Origin of the sequence: Pseudomonas sp. I8001 (assembly GCF_013385345.1) — a bacterium.
In the GTDB taxonomy this organism is placed as follows: Bacteria; Pseudomonadota; Gammaproteobacteria; order Pseudomonadales; family Pseudomonadaceae; genus Aquipseudomonas.
Window position 1 is genome coordinate 210,347 of sequence record NZ_JACAQC010000011.1, and the last position, 21,296, is coordinate 231,642.

20 protein-coding genes and 1 other RNA gene are annotated in these 21,296 nt (G+C 61.4%); 12 read left to right on the plus strand and 9 right to left on the minus strand.

The window, feature by feature from the left end; genetic code table 11:
- Positions 1-184 precede the first annotated feature (184 nt).
- Positions 185-2,914 (plus strand): LuxR C-terminal-related transcriptional regulator, encoded by a 2,730-nt coding sequence (locus HX839_RS12035; protein WP_177067078.1) that lies wholly within the window; start codon positions 185-187, stop codon positions 2,912-2,914.
- A 9-nt stretch (positions 2,915-2,923) separates the two neighbouring features.
- Here HX839_RS12035 and HX839_RS12040 read toward each other — a convergent pair whose 3' ends face one another.
- From HX839_RS12040 to HX839_RS12060, 5 genes are read right to left on the minus strand one after another with little or no spacing between them, the layout of a single operon-like run.
- Positions 2,924-3,268 carry a hypothetical protein gene (locus HX839_RS12040; RefSeq protein ID WP_177067079.1) on the minus strand — a complete coding sequence of 115 codons (345 nt, stop codon included), beginning with the start codon at positions 3,266-3,268 and terminating at the stop codon, positions 2,924-2,926.
- Positions 3,269-3,291: 23 nt separating this feature from the next.
- Positions 3,292-3,846, minus strand: a complete 555-nt coding sequence (locus HX839_RS12045; RefSeq protein WP_008434246.1) for a membrane integrity-associated transporter subunit PqiC — start codon at positions 3,844-3,846, stop codon at positions 3,292-3,294.
- 17 nt (positions 3,847-3,863) lie between these two features.
- Positions 3,864-5,519, minus strand: coding sequence for an intermembrane transport protein PqiB (locus HX839_RS12050; protein ID WP_003216179.1), 1,656 nt, complete (start codon positions 5,517-5,519; stop codon positions 3,864-3,866).
- The gene (locus tag HX839_RS12055) at positions 5,500-6,144 is read right to left on the minus strand and encodes a paraquat-inducible protein A (RefSeq protein WP_003216181.1); all 645 of its coding nucleotides are present in this window, start codon (positions 6,142-6,144) and stop codon (positions 5,500-5,502) included. The genes HX839_RS12050 and HX839_RS12055 overlap by 20 nt, the downstream gene beginning before the upstream one ends.
- A complete protein-coding gene (locus HX839_RS12060; protein ID WP_003216183.1) occupies positions 6,141-6,737 on the minus strand; it encodes a paraquat-inducible protein A in 597 nt (198 codons plus the stop codon). Before HX839_RS12060 ends, HX839_RS12055 begins: the two co-directional genes overlap by 4 nt.
- A 179-nt stretch (positions 6,738-6,916) precedes the next feature.
- Between HX839_RS12060 and HX839_RS12065 the strand changes: the two genes are divergently transcribed.
- Both HX839_RS12065 and HX839_RS12070 read left to right on the plus strand, forming a co-directional pair.
- Positions 6,917-7,561 carry an MBL fold metallo-hydrolase gene (locus HX839_RS12065; protein ID WP_177067080.1) on the plus strand — a complete coding sequence of 215 codons (645 nt, stop codon included), beginning with the start codon at positions 6,917-6,919 and terminating at the stop codon, positions 7,559-7,561.
- Between the two features lie 218 nt (positions 7,562-7,779).
- A complete protein-coding gene (locus HX839_RS12070; RefSeq protein WP_177067081.1) occupies positions 7,780-8,550 on the plus strand; it encodes an OmpA family protein in 771 nt (256 codons plus the stop codon).
- A gap of 67 nt (positions 8,551-8,617) precedes the next feature.
- On the opposite strand, the gene HX839_RS12075 is transcribed toward HX839_RS12070, so the two are convergent.
- The 4 genes from HX839_RS12075 to HX839_RS12090 all read right to left on the minus strand — a co-directional run bounded on the left by HX839_RS12075 (position 8,618) and on the right by HX839_RS12090 (position 12,064).
- The gene (locus HX839_RS12075) at positions 8,618-9,199 is read right to left on the minus strand and encodes a BON domain-containing protein (protein ID WP_003216188.1); all 582 of its coding nucleotides are present in this window, start codon (positions 9,197-9,199) and stop codon (positions 8,618-8,620) included.
- Positions 9,196-9,789, minus strand: coding sequence for a phosphoheptose isomerase (locus HX839_RS12080; RefSeq protein WP_003216190.1), 594 nt, complete (start codon positions 9,787-9,789; stop codon positions 9,196-9,198). Before HX839_RS12080 ends, HX839_RS12075 begins: the two co-directional genes overlap by 4 nt.
- Before the next feature lie 92 nt (positions 9,790-9,881).
- The gene (locus HX839_RS12085; protein WP_076014393.1) at positions 9,882-10,253 is read right to left on the minus strand and encodes a YraN family protein; all 372 of its coding nucleotides are present in this window, start codon (positions 10,251-10,253) and stop codon (positions 9,882-9,884) included.
- Positions 10,253-12,064 (minus strand): penicillin-binding protein activator, encoded by a 1,812-nt coding sequence (locus HX839_RS12090; RefSeq protein WP_017477693.1) that lies wholly within the window; start codon positions 12,062-12,064, stop codon positions 10,253-10,255. Before HX839_RS12090 ends, HX839_RS12085 begins: the two co-directional genes overlap by 1 nt.
- 176 nt (positions 12,065-12,240) lie before the next feature.
- Between HX839_RS12090 and rsmI the strand changes: the two genes are divergently transcribed.
- From rsmI to mraY, 9 genes are all read left to right on the plus strand, one after another.
- Complete coding sequence (rsmI, locus tag HX839_RS12095; protein WP_177067082.1) at positions 12,241-13,146, plus strand: 16S rRNA (cytidine(1402)-2'-O)-methyltransferase; 906 nt, start codon at positions 12,241-12,243, stop codon at positions 13,144-13,146.
- Between the two features lie 95 nt (positions 13,147-13,241).
- Positions 13,242-13,595, plus strand: an RNA gene (rnpB, locus tag HX839_RS12100) — RNase P RNA component class A.
- Between the two features lie 355 nt (positions 13,596-13,950).
- Positions 13,951-14,406 (plus strand): division/cell wall cluster transcriptional repressor MraZ, encoded by a 456-nt coding sequence (gene mraZ, locus HX839_RS12105; RefSeq protein ID WP_003171868.1) that lies wholly within the window; start codon positions 13,951-13,953, stop codon positions 14,404-14,406.
- Positions 14,403-15,350, plus strand: a complete 948-nt coding sequence (gene rsmH / locus HX839_RS12110; RefSeq protein ID WP_003216201.1) for a 16S rRNA (cytosine(1402)-N(4))-methyltransferase RsmH — start codon at positions 14,403-14,405, stop codon at positions 15,348-15,350. The genes mraZ and rsmH overlap by 4 nt, the downstream gene beginning before the upstream one ends.
- Positions 15,347-15,640, plus strand: coding sequence for a cell division protein FtsL (ftsL, locus tag HX839_RS12115; protein WP_003216203.1), 294 nt, complete (start codon positions 15,347-15,349; stop codon positions 15,638-15,640). The genes rsmH and ftsL overlap by 4 nt, the downstream gene beginning before the upstream one ends.
- On the plus strand, positions 15,640-17,382 hold the full coding sequence (locus tag HX839_RS12120; RefSeq protein WP_166742205.1) for a penicillin-binding protein 2: 1,743 nt from the start codon (positions 15,640-15,642) through the stop codon (positions 17,380-17,382). The genes ftsL and HX839_RS12120 overlap by 1 nt, the downstream gene beginning before the upstream one ends.
- Positions 17,382-18,845, plus strand: a complete 1,464-nt coding sequence (locus HX839_RS12125; RefSeq protein WP_177067083.1) for a UDP-N-acetylmuramoyl-L-alanyl-D-glutamate--2,6-diaminopimelate ligase — start codon at positions 17,382-17,384, stop codon at positions 18,843-18,845. The genes HX839_RS12120 and HX839_RS12125 overlap by 1 nt, the downstream gene beginning before the upstream one ends.
- Positions 18,838-20,208 (plus strand): UDP-N-acetylmuramoyl-tripeptide--D-alanyl-D-alanine ligase, encoded by a 1,371-nt coding sequence (gene murF, locus HX839_RS12130; protein WP_177008739.1) that lies wholly within the window; start codon positions 18,838-18,840, stop codon positions 20,206-20,208. The genes HX839_RS12125 and murF overlap by 8 nt, the downstream gene beginning before the upstream one ends.
- The gene (gene mraY, locus HX839_RS12135) at positions 20,208-21,290 is read left to right on the plus strand and encodes a phospho-N-acetylmuramoyl-pentapeptide-transferase (protein WP_008434230.1); all 1,083 of its coding nucleotides are present in this window, start codon (positions 20,208-20,210) and stop codon (positions 21,288-21,290) included. Before murF ends, mraY begins: the two co-directional genes overlap by 1 nt.
- Positions 21,291-21,296 lie beyond the last annotated feature (6 nt).

The following is a 21,296-nucleotide window of genomic DNA, read 5'->3' on the forward strand; positions in this document are numbered from 1 at the left end:
CTGCGCACTCCAGCGGGAGCAAGCTCCCTCGCCACAGAGTGTCGGTCGTTACAGAAGAAGTCCGGATATTTTTTGTTGTAGTCTTTTTCAGACAAATGTTGCAAAGATCTACAAAGCTGCCGCTTTTACCGCTAGTCTGCGGACATCTGCAATGCCGACAACAGCCTTCTACAAGAGCCCGGCGATGACTGATCTGTCCCGAATTCAAGGGCCTGCCAGCACGGTGATTCCGACCCTGGAAGGGCGCTTCTATCGACCCCCACTGCCTGACGGCTACGTGTTGCGACCGCGCCTGTGCGAACGGCTGAGCGAAGGGCTGGCCGGGCGTCTGTTGCTGGTCAGCGCCCCGGCCGGGTTCGGCAAGAGTTCGCTGGCGGTGGAGTTCTGCCAGAGCCTGCCGGCCCACTGGCAAAGCCTGTGGTTGGGGCTAAGTCCCCGGGACAACGACCCGGGACGTTTTCTTGAACGCCTGCTCGACGGCTTGCAGCAATACTTCCCGCAGTTGGGCGCCCAATCCCTGGGCCTGCTGAAAATGCGCCAGCGTCACCAACCCTTCGCCTTTGAAGAATGGCTCGACGGCCTGCTGGATGAACTGACGGTGCACCTGTCGACCCAGGCGCCGCTGTTGCTGGTGCTGGATGACTACCATCTGGCCCAGGGCCCGGTACTCGACCGCTGCCTGCAATTTTTCCTCAATCACCTGCCCGACGGCCTGCTGGTGCTGGTCACCAGCCGCCAGCGTCCCGACTGGCACCTGGCCCGACTGCGCCTGTCCCGGCATTTGCTGGAACTGCACGAGCAGGACCTGCGCCTGACTCACGGCGAATCCCTGGCGCTGCTGGATCGCCACAGCAGTTCATTGCGTGGTGAAGCCCTGGATAACCTGATCCGGCGCAGCGAAGGCTGGGTGGCCGGCCTGCGTTTCTGGCTGCTGGCGGCTTCCGAGGCCGGCAGCGAAGGTACGCTGCCCCAGGGTTTGCACGGCGGGGAAGGGCTGATCCGCGATTACCTGCTCGAAGAGGTCATCGACTGCCTGCCCTCGGAAGTCCAGGCGTTCCTCTACGACACCGCGTCCCAGGAGCGCTTTTGCAGCGAGCTGTGCGACGCCGTGCGCGAGGCCCACGACAGCACGGAAATCCTGCGCTACCTGCAAGCCCACCAGGTATTCCTGGTGCCGCTGGACGAGCAGGGCCATTGGTACCGTTATCACCATCTGTTTTCCGACCTGCTGCGCACCCGCCGCGCGAGCAATGCCGTGTTGCCGGCAGCCAGCCTGCACCTGCGGGCCTGCCGCTGGTTCAATGCCCAGGGCTTGATCGACGAGGCAGTGGAGCAGGCGCTGCGTGCGGGCCACCTGGATGTGGCGGCAAACCTGGTGCAGAACCTGTCCGAAGAGCAACTGCTGGCGGAGCAGAATGTCGGCATGCTGCTGCGCTGGAAAATGGACTTGCCCGACAGTTTGCTGATGAGTACGCCACGCCTGATCGTGCTCTACAGCTGGGCGTTGGGCCTGGCCTGCCAGCTGGATGCGGCGCAGGAACTGGCCAGCCACCTCAGCCGTTTTTTACCGGCCCCGTCGGCCACCGCGCAAAAGTCGATGCTGGCGCAATGGCTGGCCCTCAGCGGGATTATTGCCCGGGGCCGTGGTGATCGTGAGCTGACCCAGTCGTATTGCAGCGAGGCTCTGGAAAGCCTGCCGCACAAACGCTATGGCCAGCGGTTGATGTGCCTGTCGACCCTGTCCAACCTGGCCATTGTCGACGCCGACCTGTGGCGCGCCCGCGGCCTGAACCGCGAATCCCTGGAGTTGGCGCAGCGGGTCGGCAATCCATTGTTTGAAGCGCTGGCCCATTACGACCGAGCGCGTGTACTGCAGGCCCGTGGCGAGGTCCTGCGGTCACTGGATGAAGTGCGCCAGGGCCTGCAACGTTTGCAAGGCCTGGCGCCGCAACGGCTGTACGCAGTGCGCGCGCGCCTGGCGTTGTACGAAGGCTATTTGCTGCTGATGCGCTGCCAGCCTGAAGCCGGGCTCGCTCGGCTGCGTGCCGGATTGACGGAGGCGCGAGCCTGTCGGGATATCAGCGTGTTGATCGGCCACTGTGTGATCGCCAGCTTCGAAGGTCGCCGTGGCGACTTCTCCGTGGCCTTTGCCGAATTGGCCGAGGCCGAGCGCTTGATGCATATCTGGGACGTGCCGCCGATTTTCTATCTGGCGATGATCACCCTGGTCAAATGCGAGCTATGGCTGGCTCAGGGGCGCACGGACCTGGCCGATGCCTGGCTGACGCGGCTGGGGCAAACCTACAACGGTGAACAGGCCGCTGCCGCACCGGAGTTCCACCCGCACCTGCCGCAACATATCGAGTTGCAACAGGCGGCACTCGACGCCATCCGTCATCAGCCGGCGGCTTCACTGCAACGGCTCGATGAACTGGCACGCCAGGCCCATAACAGCGGCCGGCAGATGATCAGCCTGATGGCGCTGACCCAGCAGGCACTGTTACTGCTGGACGGTGGCCAGGAAGCCCAGGCCCGCCCGGTGTTTGCCCGCGCACTCGAAGCGGCTGCCGGTGGCGCGATGCAACCTTTCCAGCGCCTGTTGGAACGCTATCCCGAGTGGACGCGGGAGCAGCTGTCTCGGGATCCCCATGGACTGATGAACCAGGGTCTGCTGGCACTCTTGCCGGATGTTGCAGTAGTTGAAACCCCACACACACTGGAGACCCTGAGCACCCGTGAACTGGCGGTGCTGCACCTGATCGCACAGGGTTGTTCAAACCAGGAGATCAGCAATCAGCTGTTTATCTCCCTGCACACCGTGAAAACCCACGCCAGCCATATCAACAGCAAGCTCGGGGTGGAGCGGCGCACACAGGCGGTGGCGCGGGCGCAGGAGATGGGATTGCTGGGGTAGAAACCTGGATCAATGGGATCGAAAGCCCCAGACGATTTCCACCACGCGCGCTGCCACCAGTACATAGATCAGGATAAGCAGCAGCTGAAGGACCAGGTGATAACGCAGCTTGGCGAGCCGGCGGATGCCATCGCTCACATTCAGCACCATCAGCAAGCTTGAAACGACGATCAAGCCCCACCCGGCCACGCTTGACGCCAGGATGCCGAGGAACAGCTCATGTTCCCCGGCCAGTGCGTTGGTGCCCGCAGCAAACAACAGCGCGCATACCAGCAGGTTCTTCACATTGTCGAAGACCTGGGTGCTGAAGTCATTCTCCAGCAGTTGCTGATACCACTTCCAGAATGTGCGCATGGCTCGATCCCCCGGATCAATGTTTACCGCACGGCGGGGCACTCACTCGATGACTTGTCGGCGGCCTGGCTGAGCAGCGCGGCAAACCGCTTGACGTTGTTTTGCTGCGCGATCACCAGGTCGTCAATGGTCGGGCCGGATGGCGACTGCACCACCGTGCGACACGTCAGCGGCGTGCGTTCGTCCGTGCCCGTCTGGCGAAGCCGCCATTTGACGTCGAGCAGGGCGTACTGCCCGGGGATCGAGTCAAAGCGCTGGACCTCAATGCGCACCGCCAGGTTTTTCCGGCTGCTGGCGAGTTGATCCACCAGCGCGCTGCGCAACTCATCCACCAGGCTGGCAGCCCACCATTGCGTCTCGAGAATGGCCACGCCGCTGTCACCCTGGCGGATGACAATCTGTGGCCGGTCGACCTGTGGCGGGACCGTGATGCTTTCAATCCGGATCTCGCCCCCCGCGGCCAATGACGCATTGCTGCGCTGCACCGGCGTCAGGGTATGAAATTGAATGGGCTCACTGCGGCACGCCGTCAGCAGCAGCAACCCGGTGAGCAGCGTGATCTTCAGCGGCAAAGCCATGGTGGTTGCTCCTGTGGTCATTTGCGCGGTGGCCCTTGCAGGTCGGAGGGCGCGGCGTTGTCGGGGCGACCGCGAATCAGCGATTCGGGATGGCGTGCCAGGTAGTCCGACAGCTCTCGCAGGGAGCGCGACATGCGGCTCAGTTCGTCCAGGGTCTGGGTCAACTGTTCCCGTTGCGGCGAATCCTCGGCCAGGGTCGAACTGGCGGATTGCAGGGTTTTACTCACGTCGGCCAGCGTGTTTTGCACCCCCGGCAGTGTCTTGGCGTTGAACTGGCCGAGACCCTTGCGCAGTTCCACCAGGCTGCCGTCGAGGTTGCCGGCAATTCGCTCGATCGGCAGCTGGTTGATCTTGTTGACGATGCCTTCGAGTTTTTCCTGCAGTTGTTCCAGGTTGCCGGGGATGGTCGGAATACTGACGGGGCGCAGGTTCGGGTCAAACACGACTTTGTCGGCCTTGGGGAAGAAGTCCAGGGCGATATAGAGCTGGCCAGTGAGCAGGTTGCCGCTGCGGGCCTGGGCGCGCAGGCCGTGTTCGATGAAGCTGCCTATCAGGCGCACACCGCCGGCTTCGTCGTTGGGGTCATGCTTCAAGACCGTGAGCATTTTGGTGTTGGCTTCGCCGAGGCGCTGCGGGTAGATCACGATGCCGACGTTGACCGGGAAGCTGCGTTTTTTCTCGTCGAAATCCAGGTTGATCGACACCACTTTGCCGAATTCGATACCCAGGAACTCCACTGGCGCACCCACCGTAAGCCCGCGCAAGGCCTGGTCGAACCGCAGGTTCAGGTATTGCGCCTTGCCATTGGGCGGGGCCAGCGCGGTTTGCTGGTCGGCGAACAGTTCATAGGAGTGTTCTTCGTCGGCCGGCTTGTCGTTTGGGCTGTAGGGCGGGGCGAGGAAGGCGATGCCGCCCACCAGCATGGACGACAAGGATTCGGTTTTCAGCGCAAACCCGTTGGCGCCGACACTCACATCAATCCCGCTGGCGTTCCAGAACCGGGTGTTCTCGGTGACGTAGGCGTCATTGGGTGCATGCACGAACACGTCGATGTTCACGCCCTTGCCGTCAGCGTCCAGGGCATAGGCCACCACCTGGCCAACGGGAATCTTGCGGTAGTACACGGGGGAGCCGATATCCAGCGAACCCAGATCCTGGGTGTGCAGCGTGAAGCGCTTGCCCGGTTCGCCATAGGTAATGGGCGGCGGGTTTTCCAGGCCGGTGAACCGGTTGGCGCGGGTATCGGACTGGCCGATATCGGCGCCGATGTAATCCCCGGAGAGCAGCGTGTCGATACCGGAAACGCCACCGGCGCCGATACGTGGGCGCACCACCCAGAACTGCGAGTCTTCACGGGTGAAGCTTTCAGCCTGTTTGGACAGTTTGATCGTGGCGTTGACGCTTTTCTGATCGTCGCTCAACTCCACATCAGTCACCTGGCCGATCACCACGTTGCGGTATTTCACGTCGGTCTTGTTGGCGGTCAGGCCGCTGCCGGTCTTGAAGGTAATGGTAATGCTCGGCCCTTGCTGAAGGATGCTGTGCACCACCAGCGAAATGCCCACCAGCACCGCGACAATCGGCACGATCCACACCAGCGAGACGCTGAAGCGCCGCGTCTTGATCGCAGGCGAGCCCGCAGGCTGCGGTTTGTCAGTGGTTTGCGACGCCATCCGGCATCTCCTCGTTGTGTGGGTTTTCCCAGATCAGGCGCGGGTCGAAACTCATTGCCGAGAGCATGGTGAAAACCACCACCAGGCCAAAGAACAGAATGCCCAGGCGCGGCTCGATGGTGCCCAGGGCCTGGAACCGCACCAGGGCGGCCACCAAGGCCACCACGATCACATCCAGCATCGACCAGTAGCCAATCACTTCGACGAAGCGAAACAGCTTCGAGCGCTCCTTGCGCGCCCACTGGTTATTGCGCTGCACGGTGACCAGCAGCAACGTCAATGCGACGAACTTGATACCCGGCACCGCGATGCTGGCGATGAAAATGATCAGGGCGATGTCCCAGGCGCCGTGCTGCCAGAACTCCAGCACGCCGCTCATGATGGTGCTGTCGGCGCCCGAGCCGAGCATCGAGGTGTTCATCACCGGCAGTAAGTTGGCGGGCACGTAAAACGCCAGCGCCGTCAGCATATAGGCCCAGGTACGGGTCAGCGAATGGACCTTGCGCCGGTGCAGCGGCGCGCCGCAACGCTCGCATTCGTCGGGCGCGGTGCTGACGTCGCAAGCCTGGCCGCAGCTGTGGCACAGGCACAGGTTCAGCTCGCTGGCGGTCGGTGGACGGCTCATAAAATGTCCCACAGGTCGCGAATATCACGCCCCGCAATGCGGATCAGCAACAGGCTGAGGGCGGCCAGGGCAAACAGGCCGGTGCCGGGCAACACATCCAGCATGCCGGCGAGTTTGAACACCGCCACCATGGCGCCCAGCAGGCAGACTTCGAGCATGCTCCAGGGCCGAAGCGCTTCGAGCCAGCGCATGCACAGCTTGAACGCCGGCGAGCGTTGGCCCTTCATCGCAAAGCCCAGCACCCAGATCAACAGCAGCAACTGGAACACCGGCGCGATGATGATGGAAATCGCCGCCACCAGCGCGATGAAGGTGATCGGGCCCTGGGCCAGTGCGACCACCGAATCCCATAACGTGGCGCTGCTTTTCAGGCCTTGCAGGCTGATGCTCATCACCGGGTAGAAGTTGGCGAAAATCCACAGCACGGTGGCGGTCAGGGTCAGGGCCAGGCGTTGTTCCACCGACAGCCCGTTATAACGCTGGAGTACGCCTGCGCAGCGGGTGCAAAGGGTCTTCTGATGTTTGGCGAGCGTGACTTTTTCGTACACGCAATCGCAGTGTTCGCAGATGATCAATGGGCTGAGGGTCGCCATAAGTCCCACTCCATGCGCTATACGTTGCGCGTTGTATGACTGGCGCCAGAGTAGCTTAGCAGTTGCCGGGTTTGACAGCCGTGCGCTCGCGAGCGCTTTCGGATCGGGTGCAGGGTCGAACATACTGTGCGCCGGAATGCAGTACAAAAGAGTGTGCCTTTGAATTTGCAGGAATACCCATGAATATTCAGTCTCCCGCGCTGATCCGCGAAACGTTCCCGGTAGGCCCGTTGCAGTGCAACTGCACGATCATCGGCGATCCCGTCACCAAAAAAGCCATCGTCGTCGACCCGGGCGGCAGCCATGAGCTGATCCTGGCGCGCCTCGATGCGCTGGGCCTGAAAGTGGTCAGCATTATTCACACCCACGCCCATCTCGATCACTTCCTGGCCTCCGGGCAGTTGAAGGAAAAAACCGGCGCTACCCTGCACTTGCACAAGGAAGACCAGTTTCTGTGGGACAACCTGGAAATGCAGTGCCAGATGTTCCGCGTGCCTTATACGCCAGTGCCGTCGCCGGATCGCTGGCTGGAGGATGAAGAAGAGCTGGCCTGTGGTTGCGGGGTTGCCTTGCATACACCTGGACACACACCCGGCTCGATGAGTTTCTGGTTCGCCGATGCGAAGTTGCTGATTGCCGGCGACACCCTGTTTCGGCGCGGCGTGGGCCGTACGGATTTGTGGGGCGGTGACCAGGCGACCATCGTGCGCTCGATCAAGCAACGGCTCTACACCCTGGATGAGGCGGCGGTGGTGGTGACTGGGCACGGTCCGGATACGCGCCTGGGAGATGAAATGCGTGAGAATCCGTTTGTCCGCGCGTGAAGGAAAATGTGGGTAGTTTTTCGGATACCAAGTGGCAACTATCAAACGAAACATATAGAGAAAATGACAATCACCGTTCAGGAAGTCTCTGCTAGGGTTTGAGTGTGGCCGGGCTTGTGTGGAGATGGAATTTTTACCGTTTGTCGTGTTCCAAGCTCGGCACAGGTCCAATGCCAATGTCCTCTGCATCACCGAATGCAAAAGTAGGAGCTTCCTTCATGTTCACTTCTCGTCGTCTGCTTGTTGTTGCTACTGCCGTAGCCCTGTTGTCGGGCTGCGCTTCACCTAATCCTTATGACGGCAGCCAGGCACAGGGTGGTGGCTCTTCCGGTGTGAGCAACACCGCCAAGTATGGTGGCCTGGGCGCCCTGGCTGGTGCGTTGGCGGGTGCAGCCATCGACCACAACAACCGCGGCAAGGGTGCGCTGATCGGCGCTGCCGTCGCCGGTATCGGTGGTGCGGGCTACGGCTACTACGCCGACCAGCAGGAAAAGAAACTGCGCGCCAGCATGGCCAACACCGGTGTCGAAGTGCAGCGCCAGGGCGACCAGATCAAGCTGATCATGCCGGGTAACATCACCTTCGCCACCAACTCGGATGCGATCTCCAGCAGCTTCTACACGCCGCTGAACAACCTGGCGAACTCGCTGAAGCAGTTCAACCAGAACACCATCCAGATCGTTGGCTACACCGACAGCACCGGCAGCCGTCAGCTCAACATGGACCTGTCCCAGCGTCGTGCGCAGAGCGTGGCCAATTACCTGACCTCCCAAGGTGTCAGCCCGACCAACCTGAGTGCCCGCGGTGCCGGCCCGGATAACCCGATCGCCAGCAACGCCGACGTCAATGGCCGTGCCCAGAACCGTCGTGTGGAGGTCAACCTGGGCCCGATCCCTGGCCAGCAGTACGGTCAGCCGGCCGCCCAGCAGCAACAGGTGCCGCAGCAGAACAACCAGTTCCAGGGCAACCCGTACCAGCAGTACCAGTAACCTGTAGTCAATAAAAAGGGCGCCGTGCAATCCATGCACGGCGCCCTTTTTTGTGGCTGACGATAAATCAGTCGATGTATTCGAACAGCTTCACGATCTTCTGTACGCCGGACACACTTTGTACCAAGTTGGCGGCGCGGGTGGCTTCTGCCTGGGTCAGCAGGCCCATCATGTAGACGATGCCGTTGTCGGTGACGATCTTGATCCGAGAGCCGGGAATGGCGCTGTCGGTCAGCATCTGGGTCTTGATCTTGGTGGTCAGCAGGGCGTCGTTGCTGATTGCCAGCAGGGTGATCGGGTCCATCACCTGCAGTTCGTTGTGAACCTTCTTGACCCGCTGCACAGTGGCGGCAGCTTGTTCAGCCTGGGCCTTCAAGTCGGCGCGCGGGGTTTGGCCGGTGAGCAGCACCACGCCGTTGAAGCTGACGACCACGATGCGCGACGCGCCGTTGCCCAGGTCTGGAGCGGCCTTGGACACGTTGACGGAAACCTTGGTCTCGATCAGTGAGTCATCGATTTTGCTGCCGAAAGTGCGGGTGCCTTTATCGTCCTGGATGGGCGTGTCGCGGCTCGCTTCGATTACCGAGCTGCAGCCGCTGATGCCTAGGCACAGCGTGATTGCCAATAGGCTAAGGCGTTTAACGGTCATTCTTCACTCCCGAACAGTTGGCTGTCGATCAGATCGCACAGGCAGTGGATCGCCAGCAGGTGGACTTCCTGGATACGTGCGGTGACATTGGCCGGGACGCGGATTTCCACGTCTTCGGGCAACAGCAGCGAGGCCATGCCGCCGCCGTCGCGTCCGGTCAATGCTACGACAATCATTTCACGATCATGTGCGGCCTGGATCGCTTGAATAATATTCGCCGAGTTACCGCTGGTGGAGATCGCCAGCAGGACGTCCCCCGGCTGGCCAAGGGCGCGGATCTGTTTGGAGAAGATTTCGTTGTAGCTGTAGTCGTTGGCGATCGAGGTGATCGTCGAGGTGTCGGTGGTCAGGGCGATGGCCGGCAGGCTCGGGCGCTCACGCTCGAAGCGGTTGAGCAGCTCGGAGGAGAAATGCTGGGCATCGCCGGCCGAACCGCCGTTGCCGCACGAAAGCATTTTGCCTTCGTTGAGCAAGGCGTTGACCATGACCTGACTGGCTTGCTCGATGTGCGGTGCAAGTACGTCCATCGCCTGTTGCTTGGTATCGATACTGGCCTGGAAAAGCTGGCGAATTCGGGATTGCATGTCCATCTGTGTGACCTTAAGTAGCGCGGCTGTTTGGCACAGGAATGTGCAGCCCGCAAAGCAAAGAGCAAAAGTGTGCGGTGTAGATGTCCGGCGAATCAGCTGTCAAAGGCATCTTGCAGCCAGTTCAGATCGGCTGTTCCCCGGGGAGTGCTTTCTATGGCAACCACATCGAAACGGCAGGGATGATCGGCCCAGCGACGCTCCTTGAGCAGGAAAAACTGCGCGGCGAGTATCAACTTCTGGCGCTTGCGCCCGTCGATACTGGCGAGCGCGCCACCCCATTGTGCGTGTTTTCTGTAGCGGACTTCGACAAATACTACTGTATCGCCGTCAAGCATGACCAGATCAAGCTCGCCGCGTTTGCATAACCAGTTCTGCGCCAGAAGGCGCAGACCTTGTTGTTGCAGGTACTCGAGAGCTTGAAGTTCGGCGTCCTTGCCGCTTTGTGCGCTTGACCGCTCGGGCATCAGCGCGGGGTATCAGGCAGGCGCTGGATCTCGCCACCGACGAACTTCGCCCATGGCATCTGGCGGTCGACACGCTGATTGGCGCTGACACCCAGGTTGCCCGACAGGCCGTCGACACGAGTGTCCGGCAGTGCCTTGAGCTGCCCCAGGCGCGGCGCCAGGCGGTAGGCATCCACACCCATCGCGTACAGGCGGCCAAGGCTGCCGTTGGCTTGTGGCCATTGGGCAGCGACCTGGTTGCGCAGCGGGTCGGTGGTGTTCAGCAGCCAAGGGGTTTCGCAGAACATCACGTTGGTCATGTCCAGGTACTGGTTCTTGTCGCCACTGGCGCTGAACACGTGGGACGTCGCATACACCGGCACGTCGCCAGCGTATTGGAAGTTCAGGGTCGGCTTGATCTGCTGGGCCAGTTGCGGAGTCACGGCCAGGAAGATGAACTCGATGTCCTGGCGGCGCGATGGCTGGGCGGAAACATCCGAACCTACCGTGCTTTGCAGGCTCTTGGCGCGGCCTTCGCTCTTGCGCAGCTGGAACAGGTCGGCAATCTGCTGGGCCAGGGCTACCGGCTGGTCAACGTACTCGACGCCCACCACGGTGCCGCCATTGGCTTCCCAATCCTGACGGAATGCCTTGTAGACGCGCTCGCCCCATTCGCCTTTCGGCACCATGGCGGCGGCGCGGTGCAGGCCATCGGCGCGAGCACGACGGGACACTTCACGGGCTTCGTCTTCAGCGGCCAGGCCAAACTGGAACAGTTGCGCCGGGTTCTGGTCGGCTTCGCTGTAGTTCAGGGCCAGGGTGGTGATCGGCAATTGCGGGCGTGCGCTGAGTTGCTTGACCAGCGGTTTCTCCAGCGGGCCGACCACCAGTTGCACGCCGGCGGCCTGGGCCTTGGCGTAGAAGTCGTCGATGGAGGTCAGGCGCGAGCTGTCGTAGAACTCGATCACCGGCGGCTTCTGCCCGGCTTGTTCAGCCTGGTAGTGCGCGGCCATGAAGCCTTCGCGCAGCGCCTTGGCAACGCCGGCCAGAGGACCTTCCTGCGGCAGCAGCAGGGCGATCTTGTTCAGCGGCTGGCTGGCCAGTTCCTTGAGCTTGGTCAGCGGCTGCGGCAATTGCGAGGCTGCCGGGTGGCCAGGGTTCTGGGCGCGCCAGGTGTCGATGGCCGCCTGCTGTTGCTCCAGAGTGCCGGCGCCCTTGACTGCCTGGGCCAGGCTGATCCAGCCGTCCAGCGTCGGGTTGCCGCTGGCTTGCAGTTGATCGGCAGGCAAGGCGGCAATCAGTGCCCAGATGGCTTCGTGGTTGCTGTTGTAGGCATCGCCCGTCAGCAGCGGGGCCATGGCGACGCGCTCGCGGGCGGCGGCCAGGGTCTGGCCGTCGGCCTCATAGGCGCGGGCATGCACGGTGCCCGTGCGGATCTGCTGTTCAGGCGGCAGTTCCTTGAGGCTTTGCAGGCTCGGGTGATTCAAGGCCGTCAACGCTGCCTTGGGCTGGTTGCGGGCCATCGCCAGTTCAGCCGACAGGGTGCTGGCAAATACCTGCGCCGCCGGTTTCAGGACGTCCAGTGGCACCTGGGCAAGAATCTGCGCCGAGCGTCCCGGATTGTTTTGGTGGAACGCCAGGTCAGCCGCACTCAAGCGCAACAGCGCGGCTTTTTCCGGAGTCTTGGCCGAAGTCGCCTGTTCGAGCAGTTGCTCGATGCTGGCATCCGGAGTCCGGGGGAGGTCGCCAAGGCTGGACGAGGGCGAGCTGGCGCAAGCCGCCAACAGGGCAGCGAGGCAGAGGGCAGAGAACAGCCGCAGGCAAGCGATCATGTAAGTGTTCCTGATACCGATCAAATTAGCGTGGAATTGTACCCAAGCACTGGCCGGGGCGCGATGTTACTGGCGTGAAACCGTCTATTTAGGTCGTGTAAATGTTGCAGGACCCAATAGGCGGCTGAAATCGAACCCGCCCCGAGGGCATATATTCAAGGCGTCTACGCGCTACAATGTGGCTTTTGCCAACCATCGAGGTGTGCGCTTTGACTGCTCCAGGTCCTTTGAATTCCACTGCAGGCTCGCTTTTTGTCGTGGCGACGCCCATTGGCAACCTGGACGACATCAGTGCGCGTGCGCTGAAAGTGTTGCGCGACGTAAAACTGATCGCGGCTGAAGACACTCGGCACTCCCAGCGGTTGATGCAGCATTTCGGTATTCCGACCCCCTTGGCCGCCTGTCACGAACACAACGAACGTGAAGAAGGCAGTCGTTTTATCACTCGTTTGCTGGCGGGTGATGACGTGGCGTTGATCTCGGATGCGGGTACGCCGCTGATTTCCGACCCTGGCTATCATCTGGTTCGCCAGGCGCGGGCGGCTGGTATCAATGTAGTGCCTGTTCCGGGAGCGTGCGCGCTGATTGCTGCATTGTCTGCTGCCGGCTTGCCGTCGGACCGGTTTATCTTCGAAGGCTTCCTGCCTGCCAAGGCCGTCGGGCGCCGGGCGCGCCTGGAACTGGTAAAGGAAGAGCCACGCACGCTGATCTTCTACGAAGCCCCGCACCGCATCCTTGAGTGCCTGCAGGATATGGAGCTGGTGTTCGGCGGCGATCGCCTGGCACTGCTGGCGCGGGAAATCACCAAGACCTTCGAAACCCTCAAGGGCTTGCCGCTGCAGGAACTGCGCGAATTTGTCGAGGGCGACAGCAATCAGCAGCGCGGAGAGTGCGTAGTGCTGGTAGCCGGCTGGTCGGCGCCGGAAAGCGAAGATGCCGTGGGCAGCGAGGCAATGCGCATTCTTGACCTGCTGCTCAAGGAGATGCCATTGAAGCGCGCCGCTGCATTGGCCGCGGAAATAACCGGCGTACGCAAGAACGTCCTGTATCAAGTGGCGCTGGATAAACAAAAGGGCGAATAGTTCCGGGTTCTAACCTGCACTCCGTCTGAACATGATGGCATTAGTGTCTTTTAATACTTGTTCTAACGCCGCCGTGCCGTTAACCTGCGCGGCGGAGAGTCGATTGGACAGTCGCTGCCTTCTATGAAAATTAGAGGGGGGAGGAAAGTCCGGGCTCCATAGGGCGAAGTGCCAGGTAATGCCTGGGAGGCGTGAGCCTACGGAAAGTGCCACAGAAAATAACCGCCTAAGTACTTCGGTACCGGTAAGGGTGAAAAGGTGCGGTAAGAGCGCACCGCACGACTGGCAACAGTTCGTGGCTAGGTAAACCCCACTTGGAGCAAGACCAAATAGGGTCCCAAGGCGTGGCCCGCGCTGGGACCGGGTAGGTTGCTAAAGATGTCCAGTGATGGCCATCGTAGACGAATGACTGTTCAAGACAGAACCCGGCTTACAGATCGACTCTCCACCTTTTTTCCTTCTGTCCGAATCTCGGGCAGGAACCTGGTAGTAACGCGAGAATCCCTCCCTGCTGAATCGTCAGCAGATGCGTCTTCGTAATACCGAAAAAATCTTACTCTTAATAAATTACTTTAACTTTAAGCCTTAGCTCTTTGAGCTATTTGGTGTTGTTGAGTCAAAATCGCCGTCAAACTCTCGTTTCTCCTCCCTTTACCTTCCTAAATCTCCGTTCTGTAAGGCTTTTCCTTGAATCCGCGCCTTGACGGTGTGGTGGGCGCATTCCTATAGTGTGCGCAAGTGGCGGAAAGTGGCACAAAGTGGGTTTTTTGAACGTAAAACGCTAAAATTTGGAGAAACGCATCTGTGTTTCGCGGAGCTAACGCTATCAGTCTCGATGCAAAAGGCCGTCTCGCCATGCCGAGCCGGTATCGTGACGAGCTCATTTCGCGAAGTTCCGGGCAATTAATCATCACCATCGATGCCGTTGATCCCTGTTTATGTGTGTACCCGCTCGATGAGTGGGAGCTGATTGAAACCAAGTTGCGTGCACTGCCTTCACTGCGTGAAGAGAACCGCCGCCTGCAACGCTTGCTGATTGGTAATGCCGTCGACCTCGAACTCGATGGCAGTGGTCGTTTCCTGGTTCCACCGCGTCTGCGCGAATACGCCAAATTGGACAAGCGCGCGATGCTGGTAGGCCAACTGAACAAGTTCCAATTGTGGGACGAAGATGCCTGGGATGCTGTTTCTGCAGCTGACCTGGCTGCTATTCAACAACCGGGCGCCATGCCTGATGAACTGCGTGATTTGATCCTGTGACTATTGATAGCGGCTTTAACCACATCACCGTACTGCTTGACGAAGCCGTTGAGGCTCTCGCCGTACGCGCGGATGGCTGCTATTTGGATGGCACCTTCGGCAGGGGCGGGCACAGTCGGCTGATCCTCAGCCAGCTGGGTCCGGACGGTAAGCTCCTCGGGTTCGACAAAGACCCTCAAGCGATTGCCACCGGGCAAGCGCTAGCGGCCGAAGACGGCCGCTTTGTCGTTGTGCAGCGCAGCTTTGCCGAACTCGGTGCAGAAGTCGCCGAACGTGGCATGGCGGGCAAGGTGGCCGGGGTTCTGCTGGACCTGGGCGTGTCTTCCCCACAGCTGGACGACCCTGAGCGTGGCTTCAGTTTCATGAACGACGGCCCGCTGGACATGCGCATGGACCCAAGCCGTGGCATCAGCGCCGCGCAGTTCATCGCTACCGCTCCCCACGAAGAAATCACCCGTGTGTTCAAGGAATACGGCGAAGAGCGCTTCGCTGGCCGCATGGCGCGTGCCGTGGTCGAACGCCGGGAAATCCAGCCGTTCGAGCGCACGGCCGACCTGGCTGAAGTGCTGAAAGTCGCCAACCCTGCATGGGAAAAGGGCAAGAACCCGGCAACCCGTGCGTTCCAGGGCCTGCGTATTCACGTCAACAACGAATTGGGCGACCTGGAAGCCGGCCTCGAAGCCGCCCTGGAAGCCCTGGAAGTGGGCGGTCGCCTGGTGGTGATCAGCTTCCACTCCCTGGAAGACCGCATCGTCAAATTGTTCATGCGTCGCCTGGTCAAGGGCGAGTCCGACAACCTGCCGCGCAACCTGCCGGTGCGTTACGAAGCTTTTGTGCCGAAAATCAAAATCCATGGCAAAGCGCAGTTCGCTTCCGAAGCCGAACTCAAGGCCAACCCACGTGCCCGTAGCGCTGTCATGCGCGTTGCGGAGAAGTTGCGGTGAGCAAGCTTTTCGCCAAGCCCCTCCCGGGCGGCAGCTTCTTTATGTTGCTGCTATTTGTTGGCGTGCTGGTGTCCGCGATTGCGGTGTCCTACAGCGCCCATTACAACCGCCAACTGCTCAATACCCTGTACGGGGAGTTGAGCGTGCGCGACAAGGCGCAGGCGGAGTGGGGCCGGTTGATCCTCGAGCAAAGTACCTGGACGGCCCACAGCCGCATCGAAGTGCTGGCCACTGAACAACTGAAGATGCACATCCCGGGCGCTGCAGAAGTTCGCATGGTGGCGCCATGATGAAACTCGAGGGCGCACTCTACCCGTGGCGTTTCCGCGTAGTGCTGGGGTTGCTGGCACTGATGGTGGGCGCGATTGCCTGGCGGATTATCGACCTGCAAGTGGTGGACCGTGACTTCCTGATCGGCCAGGGCGATGCCCGTAGCCTGCGGCATATCCCGATTCCTGCACACCGCGGCCTGATCACCGACCGTAACGGCGAGCCCCTGGCCGTCAGTACCCCGGTGACCACCCTGTGGGCCAACGCCAAGGAAATGCAGACCGCCAAGGACAAATGGCCGGAACTGGCTGCCGCCCTGGGCCAGGACCCGAAAGCCCTGAGCGAACGCCTCGAAGCCCAGGCCAATAAAGAATTCATCTACCTGGTTCGCGGGCTCACCCCCGAACAAGGCCAGCAAGTACTCGACCTTAAAGTCCCCGGTGTCTACGGCATCGAGGAATTTCGGCGTTTCTACCCGGCCGGCGAAACCACCGCCCATATGGTGGGTTTCACCGACATTGATGATCACGGTCGCGAAGGCGTGGAACTCGCCTACGACGAATGGCTGGCCGGGGTTCCCGGCAAACGACAGGTCATCAAGGATCGGCGCGGCAGACTGATCAAGGATGTCCAGGTCACCAAAAACGCCAAGGCCGGTAAGCCCTTGGCGTTGTCGATTGACCTGCGCCTGCAATACCTGGCCAACCGTGAGCTGCGTAACGCGATCATCGAGAACGGTGCGAAAGCCGGCAGCCTGGTGATCATGGACGTGAAGACCGGCGAGATTCTCGCCATGGTCAACCAGCCGACCTACAACCCGAATAACCGTCGCAACCTGCAGCCGGCGATGATGCGCAACCGCGCCATGATCGACGTGTTCGAGCCGGGTTCGACCATGAAAGCCATTTCCATGAGTGCCGCCCTGGAAACCGGGCGCTGGAAACCGGCCGATAAGGTCGAGGTTTACCCGGGCACATTGCAGCTGGGCAAATACACCATTCGTGACGTGTCGCGCACCGAAGGTCCGGTGCTGGATTTGACAGGTATCCTGATCAACTCCAGTAACGTGGGTATGAGTAAAGTCGCCTTCGATATCGGCGGCGAAGCCATCTACCACCTCGCGCAGAAAGTCGGCCTGGGGCAACCCACCGGCCTGGACTTCCCGGGCGAACGTGTGGGCAACCTGCCGAACTACCGTGACTGGAAAAAAGCCGAGACCGCCACGCTTTCCTACGGTTATGGCCTGTCGGTAACAGCCATCCAACTGGCCCACGCCTTCTCGGTGCTGGCCAACAACGGCCGCATGGTGCCGCTGAGCCTGATCCACCTGGACGAGGCGCCGCCTGCGACCCAGGTGATCCCGGAAAACGTCGCGAAGACCATGCAAGGCATGCTGCAACAAGTGATCGAAGCACCACGTGGCGTGTTCCGTGCCCAGGTGCCGGCGTATCACGTGGCAGGCAAGTCCGGTACCGCGCGTAAAACCGCCGTGGGTACCAAGGGCTACGCCGAAAACTCCTACCGCTCGCTGTTCGCAGGCTTCGGCCCGATGAGCGATCCGCGCTACGCCATCGTCGTGGTGATCGATGAGCCGAGCAAAGCCGGTTACTTCGGTGGCCTGGTATCGGCGCCGGTGTTCAGCAAGGTGATGTCCGGGACGTTGCGCCTGATGAACATCACGCCGGACAACCTGCCGGCTACCCAACAAGCGAACGCCGGCCCGCCGGCCGCTGCTGTAAAAGCCAATGGAGGGCGCGGCTGATGTCTCTGAGCCTGAACAAGATTTTTGCCCACGCCGGCCGCGATCTGCTGATTCGCGAGTTGACCCTGGACAGCCGTAATGTGCGTGCCGGCGACCTGTTCCTGGCAGTGCCGGGTGGCAAGTTCGACGGCCGTGACCATATCGCCGACGCGCTGCAACGCGGCGCTGCGGCAGTGGCCTATGAAGTGGAAGGCGCCACCGTGCTGCCGATCACCGACGTGCCTTTGATTCCGGTCAAGGGCCTGGCTGCGCAATTGTCGGACATCGCCGGGCGCTTTTATGGCGACCCGAGCCGCACCCTGAACCTGGTGGGCGTGACCGGTACCAACGGCAAGACTAGCGTGACCCAACTGGTCGCCCAGGCGCTTGACCTGCTGGGTCAGCATTGCGGCATCGTGGGCACCCTGGGCACCGGTTTCTACGGCGCGCTGCAAAGCGGGCTGCACACCACGCCTAACCCGATTGCCGTGCAAGCGACCCTGGCCGACCTGAAAAAGGCCGGTGCCAAGGCGGTTGCCATGGAAGTCTCGTCCCACGGTCTGGACCAGGGGCGCGTGACTGCCCTGGCGTTCGACGTGGCGGTGATGACCAACCTGTCCCGCGATCACCTGGATTACCACGGGACCATGGAGGCCTACGCCGCCACCAAGGCCCGGCTGTTTGCCTGGAATGACCTGAAGTGCCGGGTGGTCAACCTGGACGACGAATTCGGTCGCCAACTGGCCGCCGCCAAAGGCGACGGCCGCCTGATCAGCTACAGCCTGGAAGACTCCAGCGCCTACCTGTATTGCCGTGAAGCCACCTTTGACGACGAAGGCGTGCGCGCCACGCTGGTTACGCCGCAGGGCGAGCACCATTTGCGCAGCACCTTGCTCGGGCGTTTCAACCTGAGCAACGTATTGGCCGCTGTGGGTGCCTTGCTTGGCCTGGATTACGCCCTCGACGAAATCCTGCGGGTGTTGCCGAAGCTCGAAGGCCCGGCCGGTCGCATGCAGCGCCTCGGCGGCGGCACCCAGCCGCTGGTGGTGGTCGATTACGCCCACACGCCGGACGCCCTGGAAAAAATCCTGCAGGCCCTGCGCGCCCACGCCAAGGGTAAATTGCTGTGCCTGTTCGGCTGTGGCGGTGACCGCGATCGCGGCAAGCGCCCGCTGATGGCGGAAATCGTCGAGCGCCTGGCCGACGGTGTGCTCGTGACTGACGACAACCCGCGCAGCGAAGACCCAAGCCAGATTTTCGATGACATTCGTGTCGGCTTTAAAGACGCGTCCAAGGCGACGTTCGTTGCCGGTCGCGGTGCAGCCATCGCCCAATTGATCGCCGGCGCAAGTGCTGACGACGTGGTGGTGCTGGCCGGTAAAGGTCACGAGGACTATCAGGAAATCAACGGCGAACGCCACGCCTTCTCCGATCTGGTCGAGGCTGATCACGCCCTGACCGCGTGGGAGGTGGCCCATGCTTAAGCCGCTTAAATTCAGCGAACTGACCCAGGCCTTGTCGGCCCGCGTGCTGTCGGCTGATTGCAGCTTTGATGGCGTCAGCATCGACAGCCGGACGATCAAGCCCGGGCAACTGTTTGTCGCCTTGGCCGGCCCGAGCTTCGATGGCCATGACTACCTGAATGACGTCGCTGCCAAAGGCGCTGTCGGCGCTCTGGTGCAGCGCGAAGTCGCTGACTCTACGCTGCCACAATTGCTGGTCGCCGACACCCGCCTGGCCCTCGGCCAACTGGGGGCGCTGAACCGTGCCGCCTTCACCAAGCCTGTTGCGGCGATCACCGGTTCCAGCGGCAAGACCACGGTCAAGGAGCTGCTGGCCGGCATCCTGCGCACGCGCGGCCCGGTCCTGGCGACCCGTGGCAACCTGAACAATGACTTCGGCGCTCCGCTGACCCTGCTCGAACTGGCCCCGGAACACACGGCGGCCGTCATTGAGCTGGGTGCTTCGCGCATCGGCGAAATCGCCTACACCGTGGCCATGACCAAGCCTCATGTCGCGGTGATCAGCAACGCCGGTACTGCCCACGTCGGCGAGTTTGGCGGCCCTGAAAAGATCGTCGAAGCCAAGGGCGAAATCATCGAAGGCCTCGACGCATCCGGCACTGCCGTGCTGAACCTCGATGACAAGGCCTTCGAAACCTGGCGTGTACGTGCCGCCGGTCGCAAGGTGTTGAGCTTCGCGGTGCACAACGCCGCTGCCGATTTCCATGCCTCGAATATCAAGGCCGACGCCCGTGGCTGCCCGTCCTTCACCCTGCATACCCCGCAAGGTGACGAGCACGTACAACTGAACCTGCTGGGCAACCACAACGTCGCCAATGCCCTGGCTGCCGCCGCCGCCGCCCACGTGCTGGGCGTGTCGTTGTTTGGCATCGCCACCGGCCTTGGTGCCGTGCAACCGGTCAAGGGCCGTACCGTCGCGCAATTGGCCAGCAACGGCATGCGCGTGATTGATGACACCTACAACGCCAACCAGTCCTCGATCTGTGCCGCCATCGACCTGCTGACCAGCTTCGACGGTCGCAAGGTGCTGGTGCTGGGGGATATCGCCGAGCTGGGCGAGTGGGCTGAACAGTCTCACCGTGAAGTCGGCGCGTACGCCGCCGGCAAGGTCGATGCCCTGTACGCCGTTGGCCCGAACATGCTGCACGCCGTGGACACCTTCGGGCCGGGCGCCAGGCATTTCGCCAGCCAGGCCGAACTGATCCAGGCACTGAGTGCGGCTGAACAAGACAAACACACCACTATTTTGATCAAGGGATCGCGCAGCGCGGTGATGGAAAACGTCGTCGCGGCCTTGTGTGGCTCAAGTACGGAGAAACATTAATGCTGCTGCTGCTGGCTGAGTATCTGCAACAGTTCCACAAAGGCTTCGCGGTCTTTCAGTACCTGACCCTGCGCGGGATCCTGGGTGTGCTGACCGCGCTGTCGTTGTCGCTGTTCCTCGGGCCATGGATGATCCGTACCTTGCAAAACCTGCAAATCGGCCAGTCCGTGCGCAACGACGGCCCGCAGTCGCACCTGTCCAAGTCCGGCACCCCGACCATGGGCGGTGCGTTGATCCTGTCGTCCATCGGCATCAGTACGCTGCTGTGGGCTGACCTGCATAACCGTTATGTCTGGACCGTGCTGCTGGTGACCCTGCTGTTCGGCGCCATCGGTTGGGTAGATGACTACCGCAAGGTGATCGAGAAGAACTCCAAGGGGCTGCCTAGCCGCTGGAAGTATTTCTGGCAGTCGGTGTTCGGCCTCGGCGCGGCGATCTTCCTGTTCATGACTGCGCCAAGCGCGGTGGAAACCACCCTGATCATCCCGATGCTCAAGGACGCCAGCATTCCACTGGGCGTCGGCTTCGTGGTGCTGACCTACTTCGTGATCGTCGGCTCCAGCAACGCGGTCAACCTGACGGACGGCCTCGACGGCCTGGCGATCATGCCGACGGTGATGGTGGGCGGTGCCCTCGGCATCTTCTGCTACCTGTCGGGTAACGTGAAATTCGCTGAATACCTGCTGATCCCGTATGTACCGGGCGCAGGCGAACTGATTGTGTTCTGCGGCGCGTTGATCGGTGCGGGCCTGGGCTTCCTGTGGTTCAACACCTACCCCGCACAAGTCTTCATGGGCGACGTTGGCGCACTGGCGCTGGGCGCGGCCCTGGGCACCATCGCGGTGATCGTCCGCCAGGAAATCGTCCTGTTCATCATGGGCGGTGTGTTCGTGATGGAAACCCTGTCGGTGGTGATCCAGGTTGCCTCCTTCAAATTGACCGGGCGCCGAGTATTTCGCATGGCGCCGATTCACCACCACTTTGAACTCAAGGGCTGGCCTGAGCCGCGGGTGATTGTCCGTTTCTGGATTATCACCGTGATTCTGGTTCTGTTTGGCCTTGCCACCCTGAAACTGAGGTAGAAACGA

Excerpts from the sequence above, each read along its gene's own strand:
- HX839_RS12035 (WP_177067078.1), top strand. The coding sequence starts at position 185 with ATGACTGATCTGTCCCGAATTCAAGGGCCTGCCAGCACGGTGATTCCG.
- HX839_RS12040 (WP_177067079.1), bottom strand. The coding sequence starts at position 3,268 with ATGCGCACATTCTGGAAGTGGTATCAGCAACTGCTGGAGAATGACTTC.
- HX839_RS12045 (WP_008434246.1), bottom strand. The coding sequence starts at position 3,846 with ATGGCTTTGCCGCTGAAGATCACGCTGCTCACCGGGTTGCTGCTGCTG.
- HX839_RS12050 (WP_003216179.1), bottom strand. The coding sequence starts at position 5,519 with ATGGCGTCGCAAACCACTGACAAACCGCAGCCTGCGGGCTCGCCTGCG.
- HX839_RS12055 (WP_003216181.1), bottom strand. The coding sequence starts at position 6,144 with ATGAGCCGTCCACCGACCGCCAGCGAGCTGAACCTGTGCCTGTGCCAC.
- HX839_RS12060 (WP_003216183.1), bottom strand. The coding sequence starts at position 6,737 with ATGGCGACCCTCAGCCCATTGATCATCTGCGAACACTGCGATTGCGTG.
- HX839_RS12065 (WP_177067080.1), top strand. The coding sequence starts at position 6,917 with ATGAATATTCAGTCTCCCGCGCTGATCCGCGAAACGTTCCCGGTAGGC.
- HX839_RS12070 (WP_177067081.1), top strand. The coding sequence starts at position 7,780 with ATGTTCACTTCTCGTCGTCTGCTTGTTGTTGCTACTGCCGTAGCCCTG.
- HX839_RS12075 (WP_003216188.1), bottom strand. The coding sequence starts at position 9,199 with ATGACCGTTAAACGCCTTAGCCTATTGGCAATCACGCTGTGCCTAGGC.
- HX839_RS12080 (WP_003216190.1), bottom strand. The coding sequence starts at position 9,789 with ATGGACATGCAATCCCGAATTCGCCAGCTTTTCCAGGCCAGTATCGAT.
- HX839_RS12085 (WP_076014393.1), bottom strand. The coding sequence starts at position 10,253 with ATGCCCGAGCGGTCAAGCGCACAAAGCGGCAAGGACGCCGAACTTCAA.
- HX839_RS12090 (WP_017477693.1), bottom strand. The coding sequence starts at position 12,064 with ATGATCGCTTGCCTGCGGCTGTTCTCTGCCCTCTGCCTCGCTGCCCTG.
- rsmI (WP_177067082.1), top strand. The coding sequence starts at position 12,241 with ATGTGGCTTTTGCCAACCATCGAGGTGTGCGCTTTGACTGCTCCAGGT.
- HX839_RS12120 (WP_166742205.1), top strand. The coding sequence starts at position 15,640 with ATGAAACTCGAGGGCGCACTCTACCCGTGGCGTTTCCGCGTAGTGCTG.
- HX839_RS12125 (WP_177067083.1), top strand. The coding sequence starts at position 17,382 with ATGTCTCTGAGCCTGAACAAGATTTTTGCCCACGCCGGCCGCGATCTG.
- murF (WP_177008739.1), top strand. The coding sequence starts at position 18,838 with ATGCTTAAGCCGCTTAAATTCAGCGAACTGACCCAGGCCTTGTCGGCC.
- mraY (WP_008434230.1), top strand. The coding sequence starts at position 20,208 with ATGCTGCTGCTGCTGGCTGAGTATCTGCAACAGTTCCACAAAGGCTTC.